At 42.1% G+C, this 18,929-nt stretch carries 16 protein-coding genes; 7 read left to right on the forward strand and 9 right to left on the reverse strand.

Going from position 1 to position 18,929, the window contains the following annotated elements:
- Positions 1 to 64: 64 nt before the first annotated feature.
- From IEY40_RS04625 to IEY40_RS04640, 4 genes are all read right to left on the reverse strand, one after another.
- Positions 65 to 1,834: a tannase/feruloyl esterase family alpha/beta hydrolase gene (locus IEY40_RS04625; RefSeq protein ID WP_229777006.1), complete on the reverse strand. Its 1,770-nt coding sequence runs from the start codon at positions 1,832 to 1,834 to the stop codon at positions 65 to 67.
- A 101-nt stretch (positions 1,835 to 1,935) separates the two neighbouring features.
- A complete protein-coding gene (locus tag IEY40_RS04630; protein WP_229777007.1) occupies positions 1,936 to 3,192 on the reverse strand; it encodes an OprD family outer membrane porin in 1,257 nt (418 codons plus the stop codon).
- A gap of 57 nt (positions 3,193 to 3,249) precedes the next feature.
- Entirely contained in the window at positions 3,250 to 3,606 is a 357-nt protein-coding gene (locus tag IEY40_RS04635) for a cytochrome c3 family protein (RefSeq protein WP_188953824.1), read from the reverse strand.
- A gap of 67 nt (positions 3,607 to 3,673) precedes the next feature.
- Positions 3,674 to 5,350: an FAD-binding protein gene (locus IEY40_RS04640; protein ID WP_188953826.1), complete on the reverse strand. Its 1,677-nt coding sequence runs from the start codon at positions 5,348 to 5,350 to the stop codon at positions 3,674 to 3,676.
- 460 nt (positions 5,351 to 5,810) lie between these two features.
- Here IEY40_RS04640 and IEY40_RS04645 point away from each other — a divergent pair, with 460 nt between their 5' ends.
- Positions 5,811 to 6,527: a FadR/GntR family transcriptional regulator gene (locus tag IEY40_RS04645; protein WP_188953828.1), complete on the forward strand. Its 717-nt coding sequence runs from the start codon at positions 5,811 to 5,813 to the stop codon at positions 6,525 to 6,527.
- A 204-nt stretch (positions 6,528 to 6,731) separates the two neighbouring features.
- Here IEY40_RS04645 and IEY40_RS04650 read toward each other — a convergent pair whose 3' ends face one another.
- On the reverse strand, positions 6,732 to 7,292 hold the full coding sequence (locus IEY40_RS04650; RefSeq protein ID WP_188953830.1) for a MarR family winged helix-turn-helix transcriptional regulator: 561 nt from the start codon (positions 7,290 to 7,292) through the stop codon (positions 6,732 to 6,734).
- Positions 7,293 to 7,340: 48 nt separating this feature from the next.
- Here IEY40_RS04650 and IEY40_RS04655 point away from each other — a divergent pair, with 48 nt between their 5' ends.
- Positions 7,341 to 8,528 (forward strand): multidrug effflux MFS transporter, encoded by a 1,188-nt coding sequence (locus IEY40_RS04655; protein ID WP_188953832.1) that lies wholly within the window; start codon positions 7,341 to 7,343, stop codon positions 8,526 to 8,528.
- A 136-nt stretch (positions 8,529 to 8,664) separates the two neighbouring features.
- Here IEY40_RS04655 and IEY40_RS04660 read toward each other — a convergent pair whose 3' ends face one another.
- Entirely contained in the window at positions 8,665 to 9,858 is a 1,194-nt protein-coding gene (locus IEY40_RS04660; RefSeq protein ID WP_229777008.1) for a serine hydrolase domain-containing protein, read from the reverse strand.
- 587 nt (positions 9,859 to 10,445) lie between these two features.
- Between IEY40_RS04660 and IEY40_RS04665 the strand changes: the two genes are divergently transcribed.
- The 3 genes from IEY40_RS04665 (at position 10,446) to IEY40_RS04675 (ending at position 14,577) form a co-directional block, all read left to right on the forward strand.
- Positions 10,446 to 11,195 (forward strand): putative porin, encoded by a 750-nt coding sequence (locus IEY40_RS04665; RefSeq protein ID WP_188953834.1) that lies wholly within the window; start codon positions 10,446 to 10,448, stop codon positions 11,193 to 11,195.
- A gap of 363 nt (positions 11,196 to 11,558) precedes the next feature.
- Positions 11,559 to 12,368, forward strand: a complete 810-nt coding sequence (locus IEY40_RS04670) for a phosphate/phosphite/phosphonate ABC transporter substrate-binding protein (protein WP_188953836.1) — start codon at positions 11,559 to 11,561, stop codon at positions 12,366 to 12,368.
- Entirely contained in the window at positions 12,355 to 14,577 is a 2,223-nt protein-coding gene (locus IEY40_RS04675) for an ATP-binding protein (RefSeq protein WP_188953838.1), read from the forward strand. The genes IEY40_RS04670 and IEY40_RS04675 overlap by 14 nt, the downstream gene beginning before the upstream one ends.
- A gap of 152 nt (positions 14,578 to 14,729) precedes the next feature.
- Here IEY40_RS04675 and IEY40_RS04680 read toward each other — a convergent pair whose 3' ends face one another.
- From IEY40_RS04680 to IEY40_RS04690, 3 genes are read right to left on the reverse strand one after another with little or no spacing between them, the layout of a single operon-like run.
- Entirely contained in the window at positions 14,730 to 15,266 is a 537-nt protein-coding gene (locus tag IEY40_RS04680; protein WP_229777009.1) for a GDYXXLXY domain-containing protein, read from the reverse strand.
- Entirely contained in the window at positions 15,266 to 16,420 is a 1,155-nt protein-coding gene (locus tag IEY40_RS04685; RefSeq protein ID WP_188953840.1) for a DUF4401 domain-containing protein, read from the reverse strand. The genes IEY40_RS04680 and IEY40_RS04685 overlap by 1 nt, the downstream gene beginning before the upstream one ends.
- The gene (locus IEY40_RS04690) at positions 16,413 to 17,525 is read right to left on the reverse strand and encodes a DUF2157 domain-containing protein (protein WP_188953842.1); all 1,113 of its coding nucleotides are present in this window, start codon (positions 17,523 to 17,525) and stop codon (positions 16,413 to 16,415) included. The genes IEY40_RS04685 and IEY40_RS04690 overlap by 8 nt, the downstream gene beginning before the upstream one ends.
- Before the next feature lie 269 nt (positions 17,526 to 17,794).
- Here IEY40_RS04690 and IEY40_RS04695 point away from each other — a divergent pair, with 269 nt between their 5' ends.
- Positions 17,795 to 18,043: a DUF3297 family protein gene (locus IEY40_RS04695; RefSeq protein ID WP_188953844.1), complete on the forward strand. Its 249-nt coding sequence runs from the start codon at positions 17,795 to 17,797 to the stop codon at positions 18,041 to 18,043.
- A 221-nt stretch (positions 18,044 to 18,264) separates the two neighbouring features.
- Positions 18,265 to 18,906, forward strand: coding sequence for a LysE family translocator (locus IEY40_RS04700; protein WP_188954555.1), 642 nt, complete (start codon positions 18,265 to 18,267; stop codon positions 18,904 to 18,906).
- Positions 18,907 to 18,929: the final 23 nt, after the last annotated feature.

Consider the following 18,929-nt stretch of genomic DNA (forward strand, 5'->3'; position numbering starts at 1 on the left):
AATGGGTTGCCGAATATGGCAACCCATTTTGTGTAGTGGAGCGAGGGTAATTCTCTTGGGGGAATTACTCTGGGGCCACACAGCTAAAGCTTTCTGCGAGTTCTATGTCTCCTGAACCATTGTATGTGGCTACTTGTGGGAATGGACACAATGGGCGAGAGCGGTCTTTAGCCCAATTGTCTGGCAGCTCAGTATTGGCTTCGCGCGCATTGGCGGTGATGGCTTCAGGTGCGGTGCCTGTTTCTACCCAAGCCACGATGTCATCTAAAATCGTATTGACTTGATCGGTTGCTGGGCCATTACCGCAGTGATTCATGCCTGGAATAAGGTATAGCTTGGCAAATTCATCAGCATTACCCGCATTAGCTTCATCAACAGCTTTGTACCAGTCAATGGTATTTTGCACAGAGAATACTGGGTCGGCTGTACCATGCACTAAGATCATTTTGGCGCCACGTTCACGTAATACGTCATAGTCCGTTTCACCACCTAAGGCCATAAATGACATTGATGATTCAGGGAACTCACTGGTGGTCGCATTGATTGCGGCTTGGGCTTCATCTAAGTTCAAGTTCACAGCGTAGTTGTAGGCTTCAATTAACCCTGCATCGGCAAAGGTGTTGTAGTCATTGAATTCGACTGGCGGCGTTGAAAATACCGTTGCTACAGTGCCTGCATCGCGGCTAAAGGCGGCTGACATTTCCCAACTTGCCCAACCACTGGCACCTATGCCCACATCGTAAGGGAAGCTTGTATAAAGTGCTGCGCCAGCTGAGGTTTGTGCCCCTGTCATAATATTACCTAGCGTTTGTTTTTGCTCGGCAGTTAAACAGGTTCCATCACGCTCAGTGGTACAAAGTGGCACGTCACGGTCAATATCAAAGGCAAGCTGACAGCCAACAAGGTCGTTAATCATCCCGTCTGCTGCGCCATCTAAAGTGTCACATTGCTCGCTGACACTATTAGCTAATAATGTATATTCTTGCGCGGTGACGGTGCTGACTATGGCGGCATTGATTTCATCGGCAGTGGTTAAAGGCGTATTAACTGGGATTAAATTGGCAAATTGCTGTACGCCATATAATTGTGCAACAGCGGCTTGAGGTAAGTCATTACCTGGGTCGCCTACTAAAAATCCGTCGTACATTTCAGGAAAGCGGGTTGCAGCGACCATAGTGTGACGGCCACCGTTAGAGCAACCGGCAAAGTAAGAACGGTCGGGTTGTTTGCCATAAGCGTCCAAGATGAGTGCTTTTGCCATTGGGGTGAGCTTTTCAACAGCACCGTAGCCATAATTAATGCGTGCTTGATGATCGAGTCCAAAATATTGTTGACCATAGCCTTCGTGCCCAGCATCGGAGCTAATTACTGCAAAGCCTTTGTTAAGTGCGGTAGCGTCATAGTCATCGGTTATTAAAAAACGACCTAAGGCTTTGTTCACTCGGCCGTCTAAGCCACCATTTGCTTGGTAGAGAAAGCGTCCATTCCAATCGGTTGGCATGCGCATTTCAAAGCCGATGGCATATTCTTGGGTTTCACTACCTTGCAACCCTTTACCTAAACGCTGTTCCATTTTACCGGTTAGCACGCAGTGAGCGGGTGATTTAAATATGACACCACTGCCATCGTAGTCAACCTCGCCGGCGTCAACCATCACCGCTGAGGTGATTTCGGTGTCGTCAAAGTTAAAAGCATCAACTAGCGATGTGCAGTTTATTAATGTGGCAGGTTGGGCGGCGGTTAAAATCGGTAGGCTTGTGTCTTTGTCGTCACTATCACAGCCTGTTAGCGCAAGCGTCATGGCAATAGACACGGCTATTGTATTTAGTTTCACGGGAAATCCTTTTTGCGAATTGAGAGTCAATCAAAAAGTAAAAGGGCCGGGAGCGGTGGCCCTTTACTTAATGAAAGCTGCGTAAGCTTTTGTTACGAAGATTAAATTGCGAACTTGTAGTAAACGTAGAAACGCGTATCGGTTAAGTCGTCGCCTGTTGAGTAGTTCACAATGGCATGACGTGCGCGTACGCTTAAACCGTCAACATATTTAGCTAGATCGTACACCACTGAAAAGTCGGTTTCGTCGATGTCTTGGCTCGAGTCGCCATCAATTTCATAGTTTGCCCAGTTAACATAAGTGCTAACGCCACTTAATGCAGAATCTGGTGCAAATTGATAAGCAAGCTGTAAGCCGTAGCCATCTTCGTTAGCGCGTGCTGATTGAACCACTTGTTGGATGATGACTTTTTCATCGCCAAATGGCGCAACTACGTCACCGTCACCTGTGGTGACATATTTTACTGTGGCATCAAATCCGTTCCATCTCACGCCAAGGTGGAAACCCGCTTGGTATGTGTCAAATTGCGCAACACTTTGGTCAAGTTCGCCTGTTGAGTCTTGTTTAAGATAAGACGGTATAAAGTACCAATTAGCCGCGCCCATTTCGCCACTGACATCGAGTTTTACATGGTACTGGTTATATACGTCTTCCATGGTGTAGTACCACAGACTTGTTTTGGCTTTTACTGAATCAATTGGCAGGTTGTAGTCTAAGCCTAGGGCATAAATTGGGTTGTCTTCTACATCGACAATGACACCTTTACGAGCAAACTCACTGCGGATCCCGCTTGATACATTATTAAACTCTTCGTCTGTCCAGCCCATGTAATCGGTAATGTACAGTGCTGATATTGCGACGTTTTCTATCGAGGTATTTTTAATACTAGCACCACGATAGGTGAACGGAATTGCGCGTAATGGGAATGGGTTCATCATTGGGGTACGTAACTCTTGTGCACCTACCACGATTTGTGTGTCGTACCAATTGCCGCTGACAAAGTACTCTTGTAAACGGTTAACAGCGGTACGCTCGACAATTGAGCCAGGTGCCCCACCACCCACAAGACCGTAAAGGCCATCGTTATTTGACTCCCATATTGGGTTTGCTGACGCAAATGAGCCGCCAAAACTGATGCCATTGGCTTCGCCAGAACGCAGGTAAAATAAACCACCGAAAGAGGTGTCTTGTCTATCTGTGCTATCGCCATCAAAGTTACGTTGAAAATCAAAAAGTTGGAATTGACCTTTTAAGCTGCCATCATTAAATATGTTTGCCATGGGCTCAGCGGCAAAAGCTGGGCTGGCGGCTAGACATGCTACGACTAGCGGCAGTAATTTTGTATTAATATTCATCATTCTCATCCTGTTTCGTATTTACTTGTTATGGTCTAAATATCGGCAAGCGTGAACTATTTACGGAACGACAAAGTCAAAACGAAGATGACAACTACCGCAGTAGTTTTCAGACTTCTGGTGTACGTTGTGGCATTTCGCACAGTCGGTTTCGGTGCCAAAATGTCGGTTTTCATGTGGGTTTGTTGGTTTTACATCTTTGGTTTTTTTTGCCAATTTTTCAGTGTTATGACATTTGATGCATTTGGTCATAGTGACCGCTTCGCGTTGTTCGGCGTTACCATGGCAGCTGGCACATTTGAGCCCTTTAGCTGCATGGGTTTGGTCGAGTAATGCGGGTGTTTCAGCCATTGTACTGCTTGCGAAAAAGCTCAATGCAAGACAAAGCATGATGTTGCGCAGTGTTAATTTTTTCATAATGTTATTCCATCATTCTGTTTAAAAGGTGCCAAAGGTTTGGCAGCCATTTATTTGTTTTTGGGTTTTATAATTTAGCGACGTACTTACCTGCTAAGTAACCAAATGTGTAGCAACGTCCTAATGACAAACCGAATACGGTGAGTGGGTAGTCGACACCGCCATAGAAGCCACCGCCAAGGTTACCGATAACAAATAAACCGCCAATTTTGTTGCCGTCTGCATCCAGTGCTTGATGGTTTTTGTCCACGAGCATGCCTGAACACAAGGTTGAGATACGCATGCGGCGATGAATGCCGTAAAAAGGTGCTTTCACTACTGGCAGCATTTTTGATGAAGGCTTGCCAAAATCATCATCTTTGCCGGTTTTGCATAGCTCGTTGTAGCGCTTCACATTGGCAACGAAGGTTTTAGGGTCGCATTCAAGTTTGACTGCGAGCTCTTCTAAGGTATTGGCTGAGTAGGTATTAATTTGAGACTCGTAAACGCCAATCTTTGGTGATGGATCTTCAGGCATGTAAACTTTCATCTGCTCTGGCGAGTAGAGTTTGCCTGGCCAGTTCGCTGCTTGTTCCATGTAGTTCGCGTCGAAGACTTGCGAGTAGTGACCGGCATTTTCTTCATCACGTAGATAGTTATTCATCAGTGACATAGCAACGGTTTCATTGACGAAGCGCTCACCTTTGCGGTTGACGGCAAGGAACGGCATATCACACATTGACGCAGGGCCTGCATCAAAGTCATGGAGCATTTTGGTGTGGCCAATTGGTTCGATAACGCCGCCTGCCCAATATGCCATTGAGAAACCGTCACCGGTACGATCCATTTGTTTACGTTCAAAGTTTTTCAAATCAGGGATGAAGAAGTTACACATTGCTTCGTTGTTTTGGTAATCACCTGAAGACAAAATCACGCCTTTTTTGGCCATGTATTTGTGGTATTTACCGTCACGGTCTTGGGCGATAACCCCAATCACTTTGCCTGAGTCATCTTGAACAAGTTGCTGAGCTGGCATGTTGAAGAAGAATTTAACCCCAGCTTTTTCTGCCACTTTAGCTAAATCACGCATGCCGTCACCTGTGGTGTAAGGCTTAGGTCCACAATATGAGGTAACAAAGTTAAGTTTATGTTCGGTAACTCCATGAATGCCATGTTGTACTTTAGTGCCTTGGTCAACGATTTGTGCGCCACCTTTTTTAGCGCGGTCGATCACCCATGAAACGGCTTCACCAGAGTTGTATGCCCATTCTCTCACGAGTTCAGGGTGACAGCGGTGGGCACTGTCGCCCATTAAGCGGTTTACCATGGCTTCTACTGCGGCTTTGTCACTGTTGGCTAAATCGATGCCAGATCCTGTATTACCTTGCGAAACCACAATGGCTTGCTTTTGCAATACCGCTACTTTGGCACCGTTTTCAGCAGCAGATAACGCAGCGGGTACACCAGATGCACCTGCACCAACGACAACGACATCAAATGTTTGAGTTGAAACAATATCTCTGTCAGAAATCGGTTTCGGTTTTGGCATGAATTCGAGCGTTGCACCACCATCTGAGCTCTTGGCCGTTTTAACGCAATCATCTGTTGAGGCTGTGGCCATGCTGCCAGTAAGACCTGTAAAAGCTACGGCGCCAGTACCCATAGCGGCACGAGTTAAAAAACTGCGTCGTGAAAGACCATTTTGCAGGACATTGCGGGTATATTGGTCGATTTCATTCGACTTGTTTGAATCATTTTTACTCATTTTAAAACTCCTTTACCCCTCACGGCTCGAGGCAGATCCGTCATCAAGACTTTGATATAGAACCCGGTCATAACCGCTTAGAACGACTGTTTTCTACTAACTTAAGTAGGTTTGTTCAAAAAGTAGATAAAGCCTTTGTTATTAGTCATGACTAATTTTTACTCTCCACTTTCGATACGTTAAATGTATGACATATAACGTTTCACAATAAGCGTTGGTTGTTAAATTTTTGCAGCCATCCGCAAAATTAATTATTTTGTGACTTGCTGCTTAAATAAGCTATTTGTGAAACAGCAGGGCTCCTAGCAGGAGTTTTTGATGAGGTAAAGAGGGTTGCGAGGTTATTTAATCTATTGTTTTTTAAAGGGGAATTATATTTACTGCTTTAGGTTTAACAGTAGTACTCTTTGGTGGTGACGCTGTGTTACAATTGGACGATAAAGTAGCGTAAGGACGTATTTTGAATAACTTCAAACCAATCAAGCAGATAAAGGCATCTGATGAAGTTTTTAATCAGCTCAGAGAAGCTATTTTCTCAGGGCGATTTTCCGCGGGTGATAAACTGCCCTCGGAGCGCGAGTTGATCGAAAAATTTGCCGTGAGTCGCACGGTTGTTAGAGAAGCGATAAAATCGTTAGAAGCCCGCGGACTTGTGGTCATTAAGCAAGGCGCTACTGGCGGTGCTTTTGTAAAAGAAATGACATTTGATCGGTTAAGTAGTGACTGCAACGATTTGTTCTTTTTAGGTAAAATGTCATTTAATGAGATCTGCCAAGCGCGTTTACATATTGAACCCATTGTTGCTGGTCTTGCGGCAAAACACTGTACTCCTGAGCATGCTAAATTGTTACTCGAGGCGAATGCCAATGAAAGCCTGACATTGGAATACCCTGAAACTGTCATGCTAAGAAGCAAAATTCATTATTTGCTGGCAGATATGTGTAATAACCGCTTTTTAACCGCTATTGATAAGTCATTGATTCAGTTAGTGGGTTCAATTTCCAGTAAGTTTCAACCTGATACTGATAAAATACATCCCCCGGGCATGCATCATTCTATTATTGATGCTGTGATTGCAGGCGATGAGGCTGGTGCAGAGCAAGCAATGAGAGCGCATTTATTAGACTTTTTAGTCTTACTTGATGGCATTGAAGAAGAATATCGACATACTCAATAGCATTCATATTTATCTATTTTAGCTTGGACTTTTAGCCACATTTTTACTGTTTGGGATGAGTTGATAATCCTACTTTTATTCTCCTCGCAATGCTATTTGGACACTTAACTGGCAATATCAAGTATGTACTATTGAATAGATGCGCGTGATTTGACCTATAGCATCGCTTTGTCTTTACGGACCCTTATTGACTGATTGCATCAATTAATTACCAGGTGCCTCTAGTGTATTGAGTAATTTTCTCAATAACATATCAAGTTGATTTTTTTCTTGTTCAGAAAAGCTTGCGTTCATCAATCTGTGACTTTCCTGCACCTTAACAACAATTTCTTCTATGACCTGTTTACCTTTTGCGGTTAACTGCACACGCTTGACTCGGCCGTCTTCTGAAGAAGGGCTTCTGGATATTAAGGCTTTTTGTTCAAGTCGGTACAGTGCTTTGGTTAAGCCGCCGGAACTGATGAGCATGTAGTCCATAATTTGTGTGGGCATCAGTAGGTGTGGTGCGGGGGTTCTTCTTAGCGCAGTGAGTAGCCCAAAATCAGAGGTCTGCAAACCATACTCAGCCATTACCTTACTGCGCTTTTCTTCATTAATAGATTGAATTTTATCAATTAATGGTAGTGATTGCATCATGTCTTTATAGGCTTCTGGCCAGTTTTCTTCCATTAAAGAAAGAAAGGTTTCAAACTTCTCTATCATCGCTGTCGCTTCATTAATATACGATTGAATCGTCATTGTATCTTGCTGGAAAGGTAAGCTCAAGGTAATATATCTTCCTGGAAAGATAATAATTGATGTTGGTGAGGTGTTATGTCTAAGGGGCATTTTGTCTTTTTGATGGCGTTGGTGATGGCCGCGGGCCCTTTTGCGGTTGATGCTTATTTGCCAGGAATCCCCTCCATGTCAGAGTATTTGGGTGTGGGTATTGATTCTGTTGCCACGACGGTCAGTTTTTATTTTGTGGGTATGGCGTTGGGCCAGCTTATTGGTGGTCCGCTTGCAGATCGCTTTGAAAAACGCAGCATTATTGTGGGTGGCTTGTTGCTCTATGCCTTGAGTTCGTGGGTTATTGCTTCTGCCAGTGACCTTAATGTGATTCAAATTTCGCGAATTTTTCAAGCAGTTGGTGGTGGATTTGCAGGTGTGTGTGTTGCGCCGTTAGTTAGGATGAGAGAGAGCGGAAATGCCGCAGCAAAACTGTTTGGCTTAATCGCACTTATTATGGTGCTCGCTCCGGCCATTGCCCCGAGTATTGGTGCGCTAATTCTGTTAACAGGCAAGTGGCAGAATATTTTCTATTTTACCGCGGGCTATGCAGTGTTTGTCGCGATCCTTGTGGCTAAGTCATTACCTCAATGCCCCACTAAAACTCAGCAAGCGAAAATCCCTGCGTATCGGCGTTATCTGTTAGTGATGAAAAACACCACAGCCATGCGCTACTTGTTGGTACAGGCGTGCGGCTATAGTGTCATGATGGTGTTTATCACTAATGCCTCATTTATTTACCAGGTTCAGTTTGGTTTGAGTGAACAAATATTCGGATTGGTGTTTGCCGCTAATACGGTGATGAACATATTGGTAAATAGAAGCAATTCAACATTACTTAACCGTAAGCCGGCCCATACATTGTTGCGAGTGGCCATTTTGTGTCAGGCATTTTTTGTGTTGCTGTTACTCAGCTTTACTGTGTTTGACGCTTCGTTGTATCTGTTTGTATTTGGCATTATGGGAGCCGTAGGTATGCTTGGCGCTATTATGCCCAATGCTAATGCGTTGTACATGAGTCAGTTTACCGAAAATACCGGCTCAGCATCAGCATTGTTAGGGGCAGGGCAGTTTACCGGTGGCGCGTTAATGGGAGGGCTGACAACCCAAATTTATAACGGGACTTTATGGCCTGTGGTGTTAGTGATGTTGATGTTAGTTATCGCAGCCAATATTTTACTGCCAAAAGGTAAAAAGGAAGCTGCTTTAGATTGCGCCGAACATCGAGGCTGAGGTGTTTACTTAACAAAAGGTAAGTAAACACCTCAGCTACATTCAATTTAGTTGGGTGATGCTGAGCTAACTTGCCCTCAATGGCGGGCAAGTTAGCTCGTGAACGTGTGGGGGATTGCAGTGTAGTCGATGCTCTTTATTGTAATGACGCCACAATTTCTCGAAAGAATGCGATGGTTTCGTGTTTTGAATTTAACGCATCAAGAAAGCCTAAATCGGCACTGTTTTTTACAATCACCACATTGTGTTGTTGGTTCACATAAATGTATTGCCCGTATACGCCAACACAAAAGAACTCGCCTTGCTCGGCTTGTGGCGGTAACCAAATTTGGTAGCCGTAACCTAACTTATCGGCTTGTGGTTTAAGGTATTCCGCTTGTGGTGTGGTGGCGGCTTTTATCCACTCTGCAGAGACGATTTGCATACCATTAAATGCGCCATTGTTAAGTAATAATCGGCCAAAGCGGGCGTAGTCGCGGGTGGTAACATTTAAGCCGCCTAAGGCAAAAGCAGTACCTTGGGAGTCGGTAAGCCAATAGGCATCGCTTTCCATGCCGATGGTGTTCCACAGGTTTTGTTGGATCAGTTCGACTAATGATTTATCAGTAACGCGCCTGAGTATCATGCCAATCACGTGGGTGTCCATGCTGACATAATGAAATACTTTGCCTGGGGTGGACTCATTAACCAGTTCACTGGTCATTTGATCTAACGAGCCGCCAATAGCCAGTACTCGGCCCATTTTGTTTATGTCAGAATTAAAATCTAGATAGTCTTCGTTCCACTTAACCCCAGACGACATTTGCAGTACGTGTTCAACTTTAACGTTGCCATACCCAGAGCTAGCAAGCTCTGGCAGATAAAAGCCAACGGTTTTGTTGATATCAATGTTGCCTGCATCGACTTGCATACCAAATAATATCGACACAAAGGATTTGGCCATCGACCACGAAATCCGTTTGTCGTCACTTTGGGTACCTAAATAGTATTGCTCGAAGGTGATGTTGTCGTCTTTTAGCACCAATAAGGCGGTTGTTGCTCTGCGGTTGAGAAACTCATCGGTAGGGGTTGTGTTACCTCTATAACTAAATGATTCAGGCAATGGTGTTAAGTTAACGTTGAATACATCGTGTTTGCCTTGTTTAACGATTTTTGTGTTAAAAAAGACATCCTTCATGTGAGAGAAATTATTTACCACTAGGGATTCATCAAATAGGGTGACTACGCTGTATAAGCGATTGACGCTTTGCCAATTATACGCGACAAGAACGATGACAATAATAAAGATGCTGAGTAAGGCAGCTTTGATTAACTTAAACAAAGTCGACATTGATGTTTCCAGATAAATAAAATGCAGGTGATATCACTAACCTATAGCCATCACCCACATAAATCAAATACTTAACTTACTTGTTATTACCGGCCTTGAACGTTATGTCATTTGTGTTGAAATACTCACAATATCTCCATGTGATAAAGCTGATTTTGTTCAAACTTTATTCGAAAATCGCCGTTTGATTTACCGCCTATATGTGTTCATTTTTTTGAGAGCCAACACCGTTGAGGTGTTTATGCTTGCTGTTATTCACCTTGCTGCCATTGGCTAATCTGTTATACGAGCTGTTTTGATTCACATTTATTTAACCAAGTAGTTACATGTTTATCTATTGCTAAAGTAGGTAGTAGTAATGCGTTACACATTATATGTAATGTATTGCATTGAAAAATATCATTAATTTTATATTTTCGGTTTATTTTAGCCTTTCATTACTTTAGAGTATGCGCCGCTAGGAAAGCACGTAGGCTAACAGTACGGTTAGGCAACGTTTGAGGTAAAGGATGAACCCATTTGGTTAATCCACTCTATTTATCTGCTTGAATCACCTAGCGTAAAATAATCAAATAAAGGAATGATTGATGAAAAACGTTACTGCATTAGCACTAGTCTTAGGTTTTGCTGCACTACCAGCTGTAGCTGCACAAGATGCGCCATTTCACCACGAAGCAGGTTTAGAATATTCTGCTAATACTGAAGAGTTTGGTGATGGTTTATGGGATCTAAACTACCGTTTCTATGTTGACTCTGTATCGCAAGAAAAAGGCCCATATGCATTAAATGGCTTTTTAGCACAATCTTCAAATGTGGGTGCTAGCTATTCAATGATTGATGATGCTGACCTTGATATTTTCTCGGTTGATGGCACGTATGTTTTCGATTCAAAGTGGTTTGTTGGCGCGGCAATTCAACGTTACGACGCGGGTGCTTTTGATACTGATACGTACAAACTTGATGTAGGTTACTACTTTAACGACAGCTCTAAAGTAGCTGCATTCTATGTTGATGGTAGCGATATTGATTCTATTTATGGTCTTGAAGTTCGTAGCTTTATCGATCTAAAAAGCACTACAGGTATCGACTTAGGTGCAATGTGGACTCATACCGATGCTGACGATATGTTTAACGTAAACGCTGACTGGTATGTAACCAAAGCATGGTCTGTTGGTTTAGGTTATGCAGATGACGGTTTTGACGATAACTTTACGGCTAAAACCGCTTACTGGTTACGTATGAATGACGCTTTTTCTGCTACGTTTGAACTATCAAAAGTACTTGATTCTGACGTAGACGGTTTCGGTGCTGCAATTGGTGTTGTTGGCCGTTTCTAAGCTAAAAACTTATAATAAAACTCTATCAATATAAGCTTATTGATATTGATCATCTCCCCCGTATTTGGAGCCCTAACCAGGCTCCTTTTTTGTTTTATATGAACTCATGATTAAATGCGCATTGACTAGTTAACGTACTTTAAACGTGTCAGAATTTGCAATATTGTTTGAAATGACTGAGTAGTATAAGGTATTTCTATTGCTGAATGCGGCATAAACCTCATTTATAAAGTGTGGTTATTCACGCGAAGAAAATTGATACAGATAAATGTTAAATGCCCAATAAATAATAATTTTATGGTCACTTGGCGAGTATTTAACTAAGCTAGTAGCTGTGGCACGCTATGAGAATTGGGGGCGCTAATGAAGTACTTAGTGGCAATATTATGTTTGGTACAAAGTTCATGGCTGTTGGCTCAAGAGTATACGTTTGGGGTGGTGCCGCAGTACGAGCCGCAAAAGTTAATTGAGATTTGGCAACCGTTACTTGAACAAGTCAGTGAGCAGACTGGCGTAAAAATTAAGCTAGTGACAGTTGAGTCTATTCCTGTTTTTGAACAAGCGTTTGCTAATGGTGAGTATGATTTTGCATACATGAACCCCTGGCACAGCGTTATTGCTTATGAGAAACAAGGCTACTTGCCGTTAATAAAAGATGCAAGTCGCAAACTGCAAGGTGTGTTAGTTGTTAATAAAGACAGTGGCATTACCGAGTTAAGCCAGCTTGAGGGGGCAGAGATTGCATTTCCGGCCCCGAACGCTTTAGGTGCGTCGTTATTGATGCGTGTAGATTTAGCTCAGCTGTATGGTCTGACAATAAAGCCTGTTTATGTACAAACGCACTCTTCGGTTTATTTGAATGTGGCATTAAACTCCACGAAAGCGGGAGGCGGGGTGTTAGGCACGTTAAAACAGCAACCGCAAAATCTCCAAGATAAACTGAATATTCTTTATAGAACCCGTGAGATTAGTCGCCATCCTATTGTTGCTCACCCCAATGTTTTACCAAAGATTCAACTGCAAGTGCAGCAGGCTATTTTAGATATAGGCCAAAGCGAAGAACATAAGCATTTACTTGCTGGGATCCCCATTATTAAGCCCAGTATCGCGACGTTAGCTGATTACCAACAGTTAACTCAATGGGGGTTACGTTCATTTTATGTTGAAAATTAATTGGTGGCACAGTTTACGGGCTCAAAGCTTTATAGCTGTTATCGCTTTTGGTGTTTTGCTCGCGTGTCTGTTTGTTTTTTATGCTCTGCCAGAGCAAGCACGTTGGGTTAATGACGATCTTTCTAAGACAGCACAGCGGTCATTACAACAATTATCAACCTCAGTGACGACCCCTTTACTGACTCGCCAATATGCTGAGCTTTATGAGCAAATTAATAATCAGTTAGAAATACAACCTAATTGGAAGTCTATTAAAATTGTAGATGCAACAACGGGTAATCAATTGTATCCGCTAGATTCCTGGACTGGTGCAGTGCAAAGTGGTGACATGCTGTTAAGCCAACAAATCACTTTTTTAAATAAGCCCTTAGCGAATATTACATTAGTGGTTAATTTTACTAATGAAATTAATGAATCATCAAAGTTGCATTACACTTTGATTTATATTCAATTTACTATATTAGTATTTATTCTCATTGGGCTAGCTTGGTTAGTCGATTATCGAATTACCAAACCACTTCGCAGTTTAGAATTGGCTTTTTCTCGGCTGGCGAAAGGTGATTTTGAGTGTCATGTCGATAAACAACAACATAATGAAGTCGGCAGTGTCATTAATGCCTTTAATCAAATGGCAACCGAAGTGGCCAGTAACCACCAAAAGTTAAATACCTTGAGGATCCAAGCTGAGTCTGCCAGTAAAGCTAAGTCTGATTTTATGGCCAGTATGAGCCATGAATTACGTACACCACTCAATGCTATTTTAGGATTAGCACAGCTTTATGATTATGATGATCTTGCTAATAAAGTCCAAAAAGATAACGCAAAAAGCATATATCGAGCGGGTGAACACTTACTGTTATTAATTAATGACGTACTTGATTTAACGGCGATTGAATCGGGCAATATGCAATTTAACTTTGATTATGTGCCTATCAAACGCGTGGTCGAAGAGTCGCTTGAGTTTGTCAGCGAGCTAATTAATGCACAGTCAATAACGATTCAAACAGAAGGGCTTGTTGAACTTGAAGGGTTGTGTGTTTATATAGATGAGCGCCGTTTTAAGCAAGTGATGCTAAATCTACTTTCTAATGCGATTAAATACAATAAACCCCAGGGCCATATTCATATTCGCTGTCAGGTCTCAACCAACCATCAATGTAAAATTAGTGTAGCCGATACTGGATACGGCTTTGCTGCTGACGATGTGACTCGTTTATTTAAACCCTTTGATCGTTTAGGTGCAGAAACCAGTAACATAAATGGTACAGGGATTGGATTAGTGATTACTCGTGAGTTAGTTGAGCGCATGCAAGGCGAAATAACGGTTGAGAGTGAGCTTAATAAGGGATCGTGTTTTAGTTTAATTTTTAATGGTTTTGAGCAAAACACTCTCCCGAAAAATACTCAGTTACCCCTTCAAACGGTTACTACCTCTACCTCTAATATATTGCCTACCTTAGAGGTGTTGGTGGCTGAAGACCAAGTGACAAATCAGCAAGTATTAAAGCAACAGTTAAGCATACTCGGGGTCAATGGTACTTTTGTAAGTAATGGCGAACAAGCTTGGCAGGCTTTACAAGATAAGCACTTTGATATTTTGTTAACCGACATTCAAATGCCACTTTTAGATGGCTTAAATTTAGCCAAAAGGATACGTACAGAGAACCTGTATGAGCATTTAGTGATTATTGCTGTGACGGCAAATATCATTAAAAAGAATATAGATGATTGTTATGCTGTCGGCATGAACGGCTTTTTAACCAAACCAGTTGAGCTGGTGCAATTGAAGTCATTGTTAATGGAGCATTCAACGGGTATGGTTAATGCGCATATTCAAAGCAATCTTTCTCCAGTAATCTCCTCGGACTCTTTTGATCAATTAGATCTTTCGTTATTAGTAGCCATGTTAGGTGATGATATCTCTGTGCATTGCATGGTGTTTAATGCCTTTTTACAAAGCGCGGGTGAACAAATAAAGTTGATTAATGCTTATGCGGCAAATAAAAACTATACCGACTTAGCTTTTCAAGCGCATGGGCTAAAATCGTCTTCAAAATCAATTGCGGCTTTGTCTTTAGCTGACTTTTGCCAGCAAATAGAATCATTAGCAGAAAACAATTCTGTGCAAAGTGAATCGATTCATGAACTCGAGTTATGTTTTAACGAGGTTATCGTTCAGTTAACGCGTTATTGTGAACATTATGAATAACACGCAACGAGCAATCTTTGCTCCATTTATGGGATAACATAAAAGGTGACATTGATTAATCTCATGATGTTAGCTTGTGCTTTGCCCATTATCGTAAGCCGTTGAGATAACAGGCAAGTTACTAATAATTATTGGTTGCTGACCTGCATTATTTAAATGCGCTTAAAATCTTTGTTTATCATATTACTGAGTAACAATTGTCCTGCCTGGTTAACTCTAAACTCGCCATATTTTGCTTGTTCGAACTCTTCTGCTCGGCCTTCTTGAAAGAAAAAAGCGTTGCTGGCCAGCTTAACTCTGCCGTCACGAACACGGTACTGGATCAGTCGCTGTGCTGGTGTTAGCGCGGCACCGTTGTAGATACTATCAAATTGGGCAATACGATTTTGGTCGAGTGTGACGATAAAAAAGCCATCATAATTTTCTGGTGTATTTGATAGTTCATCGACTGACTGACTAACCTCTCTTGCAATGTCGTAATTTAACGCCATGTAATCGCCTTGCATTAACGACCTAGGGTCGACAGGTGCCAGTTCAAAAAGGACTATTTCGCCGTGAGCTAACAGCTGTTCTTGTTGATAAATCTTGTAGTTAATACCGGCAAGTATCAATGCTGCCGCGATAATCGCCCAAAGTGACCGCTTACTGCGTTGGCGTGCGTTAAGTGACTCCATAGTACTTAATTGCATTATGGTTGCTCCTTTTGGTGCGCCGTTGTCGCAATATTGATTGTTATTTCTGTTTTAGCTGTCTTGTTAGTATTCATGCCCATGGCAAATCTGAGCAGTAGTAACATTATGCCGCTGGTCATTAACCACAAGGATTTATCAAATAAGTCGATGTGCAGTGAGTAATAATACATGCCGATAAAGGCGAGCAGGGCGCATACCGAAATGACGACTAATTTACGTTCATTATAAAAATAGCCTAGCAGTAGCATGAGTAGTGCGGCGCTTAATCCACTCATGACAAGAGAAAGTAGGCCGATTAATATTGCCGCTAGAATTACCATTAACTTGTTGCGAGGGCGCACTTTAATCACTTGATTGCTATCGGCATTGCTAGCTGAATGGAGCTGGTTATAAATTTGATTAATCAACCATAATGCAGATAACAAGCTAATGACGATAGCGAGGTAGTCACTGAGGCTAGAGCTTAATGCCATGAGTACGTTAGGCAGTTCCATCGTGTCGCTCACTTCAGACAACATAAAATTGACGAGTAATAAACTGACGGCAACGGCGTAACCTAACATTCTAATGCGTTGGTAATGTTGCGGCCATCGGTAAAGCTGAGTCCATATTATTACCAAACTCAGTACCAATAATGGCAATATGAGTAGCGATAAATGGTTAATCACTAAGATGGCTAATAAGCTAGGGATCATGGCTAATGCCGCGATAAATTGATTAGCTTTATGAGGTATGGCTATCCAGTGTATGGCAAACGTAATGAAAAAAATGACTGCAATGAGTGTGTCGTTGCTAGATTCTAAGCTTTCGAAGGTGCCAAAAAGCAGCATTATTTGTCCGCATAAGCTAAATGCAAATATCATTTGTAGTATAAATTCTTGGCGATTTTGCCCTAGGCGGTAATACGCTAAGCATCCTAGAGTGAGCAAGCCGCCAAAGCCAATAAACGATTCGGTTATATCACTTGTTGATGACACAAACAGCATCACAAATCCTAACAAGAATAACGAGGCAACCCAACCGCCGAGCATTTGAGCAGCAATCATATACCAAGGGCTGGCTAACAAGGATTCTGGTGCGGTATCTGAGTTGACTAAGTCTTTATTTAATAGTGTCTGCCATAATTCTCTGTATGATTTAATGTTACTCATGAGCAGCCCCCTCGCTGTTAAGCATTGCCGTTTGAGCAAACTCTTTTTGTAATTGTTTTAGCCAATATAAACTGCCACTGGTTAGGCCTATAACCACCATCGCTATCAGAAAAAAACCTCCAATGGTGTCGTGGCTATCAAGAAGCTCTCTTGAAAGTAGCGAGACAATCGCGATACTGATGCTGGTTAATACCAGTGTCAGTGGATATAAGGCGGGAGAATGATAACGGTACCAAACAAATAAACTGCTCAGAGTGACGAGGTAAAACAGCGCATAATAGGCAATATGCTCGCTGGAGTCGAAGTGATAGCTGAAGTCAAAAATAACCCACACGATTAGCCAGGTAAATGCACTTAGACTAGCAAGTAAACTGGTTGCTTCTACCATGGAGCAGTTAAAACGAAATCGTCCGCTCCATTGCAAGCGTTTTGCAAGGGTAAATAGTAAGTGAATGGCTAGATTTACTAAGCTAAAAAGCGCAATTTGTTGGGTGTCTTCTAGTAAAAAACTAAATACAGATGCAAAGGATTGAAGATATAACCCTAGGCTGACGTTGACCAAAACAACTAACAGTAACCACAACAGATCAAAGCCTGCCATGTAGGCAAAGGGTAAAATTAATACAGCCCAAATAGCGAATAGTTGCCATGGATCTGCACCAGTTTGGTAGGTTTGACCAACTAATGCCAGTAATGCCCCAAGCATAATACTGGCCCCCAGTAACATAGCGTTAGGCAGGTTCCAGCCATAAGCATTTGGGTGAGGTTGGCTTTGCTGATTATGTGGAACGTTGAGTCGTGAATGAGGCTTTTTCTGTGCGCGGCTTACAAGATAAAATCCACCAATAAACAGCGAGAATAAGGTTTCGACTATGGCAAATTTACTCAGGTGCGATAGTGCATCCCAGTTGAACGCCATAAAAAATATGACACCAGCACTCACTAATAATACCCCGAGATACAATAATAGATTGGCAATTAATTGTTGCCACTTTTTTGTATTAGGGTGTGGGTAGGCCTCTAACATTGCTGCTTTAAAGTTAGCGCGGTCTATCTTACCGTCTAAAAACCAATGCCATATAGCTGATCGTTTTTGCGTCATCATTCCTTGTCCATTATCCCTTTATCGAATCAACTGTAGTCGAGACCTTTATTCTTTCCTACTTTAATTCAAGTTAACGGTATCAATATACAATTTAAAATGTATTTATAAATAAAACAGTGCTTACGTGCAGAAAGTGATAGATAACAGCCATTTTTCATTATCTATATCGGTATCTTTTGATAGGGTCTCACATTTATGATCGCCGCTATTGAGCATCTTGCTGCTATTGCCTACAATAACGCACGTTTTATTAATTACAGAATATGATCATGAATGACACTACTGCTAAACCTGCTTTACCCGATCGCCTTAGCGTTAACCCACGCAGCCCACATTTTGTGGAAGCCATTTTCGAGCACGAAATTGGCATTATGCTTAATGGCAAAGAGCGTAATGATGTTGAAGAGTACTGCATCAGTGAAGGCTGGGTAAAAGTTGCGTCGCACAAAGCATTAGATCGTCGCGGACAACCGCTTACGATGACAGTTAAAGGTAAAGTTGAAGCGTTTTATAAGTAAGACACTTCAACTAACCCAAGCGTAATTGAGAGGCTAGCCAGTAGGTTAGCCTTTTTTATCTGATTGATTTTAAATTAGTTCTAATCTTTATCCTGTAAACATTCTCTGCCAAATTTTTTATGTGTTAAAACCGTTCTAATCACCAACATGACTTTCATTCATGTTCAATCACTGTAAAATCCGCGCCGTGTTTTACCATTCCTAGAATTTGTGTATTTATGATGATTGATCTGGCTTTGCTTCCTTTATATTTAACCACTGTAGTCGCGTTATTATTAATTCCTGGGCCTGATATGTTGCTGATTGCCAGTTCGAGTTTGAGCTATGGCCGCAAAGTGGGTGTATATGCCAGTTTTGGTAATGCGACCTCAGGACTTATTTTAACCTTGCTTGCGACGATGGGCGTGTCGGCACTGGTGGCAATGAACCCAATGGCATTAGAGTTACTGCGTATTTTAGGTGGCGCATATTTGCTAAAAATGGGCTGGGATTGCATGCGTAGCAGTGCCAGTGAGGCGCCCGAGATTGCTCAGCAGAATAACTTAGCCAAATTACTTTATCGCCGTGCAGTAATGAGCAATTTATTAAATCCTAAAGCATTACTGTTTTTTGTGTTGTTTTTGCCCCAGTTTGTGTCGACTCAACTCAGTGCGAGCTCTGGTGAACAAATGTTGGCGTTAGGGCTATTACTCAATATGATGGGACTGGCATTCAATTTATTGCTGGTGGTTCTTGTTGGCAGTTTGGGTAAGTCATTACTCAATAATGCTAAGTTTCGTACTTATCAAAACAAGTTTATGGGCGTGATATTTTTTGCTTTAGCATTTTGGTTACTAGCATCCCAATTTCAAAGTGTAACTTAGCTAGGTTATTGTTGTTACGACAT

This window comes from Shewanella ulleungensis (assembly GCF_014648315.1).
GTDB lineage: Bacteria > Pseudomonadota > Gammaproteobacteria > Enterobacterales > Shewanellaceae > Shewanella > Shewanella ulleungensis.

What these genes read in the sequence shown, in the direction of transcription:
- IEY40_RS04655 (WP_188953832.1), top strand. Translation starts at nt 7,341, where the DNA reads ATGTCTAAGGGGCATTTTGTCTTTTTGATGGCGTTGGTGATGGCCGCG.
- IEY40_RS04670 (WP_188953836.1), top strand. Translation starts at nt 11,559, where the DNA reads ATGAAGTACTTAGTGGCAATATTATGTTTGGTACAAAGTTCATGGCTG.
- IEY40_RS04685 (WP_188953840.1), bottom strand. Translation starts at nt 16,420, where the DNA reads ATGAGTAACATTAAATCATACAGAGAATTATGGCAGACACTATTAAAT.
- IEY40_RS04665 (WP_188953834.1), top strand. Translation starts at nt 10,446, where the DNA reads ATGAAAAACGTTACTGCATTAGCACTAGTCTTAGGTTTTGCTGCACTA.
- IEY40_RS04680 (WP_229777009.1), bottom strand. Translation starts at nt 15,266, where the DNA reads ATGCAATTAAGTACTATGGAGTCACTTAACGCACGCCAACGCAGTAAG.
- IEY40_RS04695 (WP_188953844.1), top strand. Translation starts at nt 17,795, where the DNA reads ATGAATGACACTACTGCTAAACCTGCTTTACCCGATCGCCTTAGCGTT.
- IEY40_RS04635 (WP_188953824.1), bottom strand. Translation starts at nt 3,606, where the DNA reads ATGAAAAAATTAACACTGCGCAACATCATGCTTTGTCTTGCATTGAGC.
- IEY40_RS04630 (WP_229777007.1), bottom strand. Translation starts at nt 3,192, where the DNA reads ATGATGAATATTAATACAAAATTACTGCCGCTAGTCGTAGCATGTCTA.
- IEY40_RS04700 (WP_188954555.1), top strand. Translation starts at nt 18,265, where the DNA reads ATGATTGATCTGGCTTTGCTTCCTTTATATTTAACCACTGTAGTCGCG.
- IEY40_RS04660 (WP_229777008.1), bottom strand. Translation starts at nt 9,858, where the DNA reads ATGTCGACTTTGTTTAAGTTAATCAAAGCTGCCTTACTCAGCATCTTT.
- IEY40_RS04640 (WP_188953826.1), bottom strand. Translation starts at nt 5,350, where the DNA reads ATGAGTAAAAATGATTCAAACAAGTCGAATGAAATCGACCAATATACC.
- IEY40_RS04675 (WP_188953838.1), top strand. Translation starts at nt 12,355, where the DNA reads ATGTTGAAAATTAATTGGTGGCACAGTTTACGGGCTCAAAGCTTTATA.
- IEY40_RS04690 (WP_188953842.1), bottom strand. Translation starts at nt 17,525, where the DNA reads ATGATGACGCAAAAACGATCAGCTATATGGCATTGGTTTTTAGACGGT.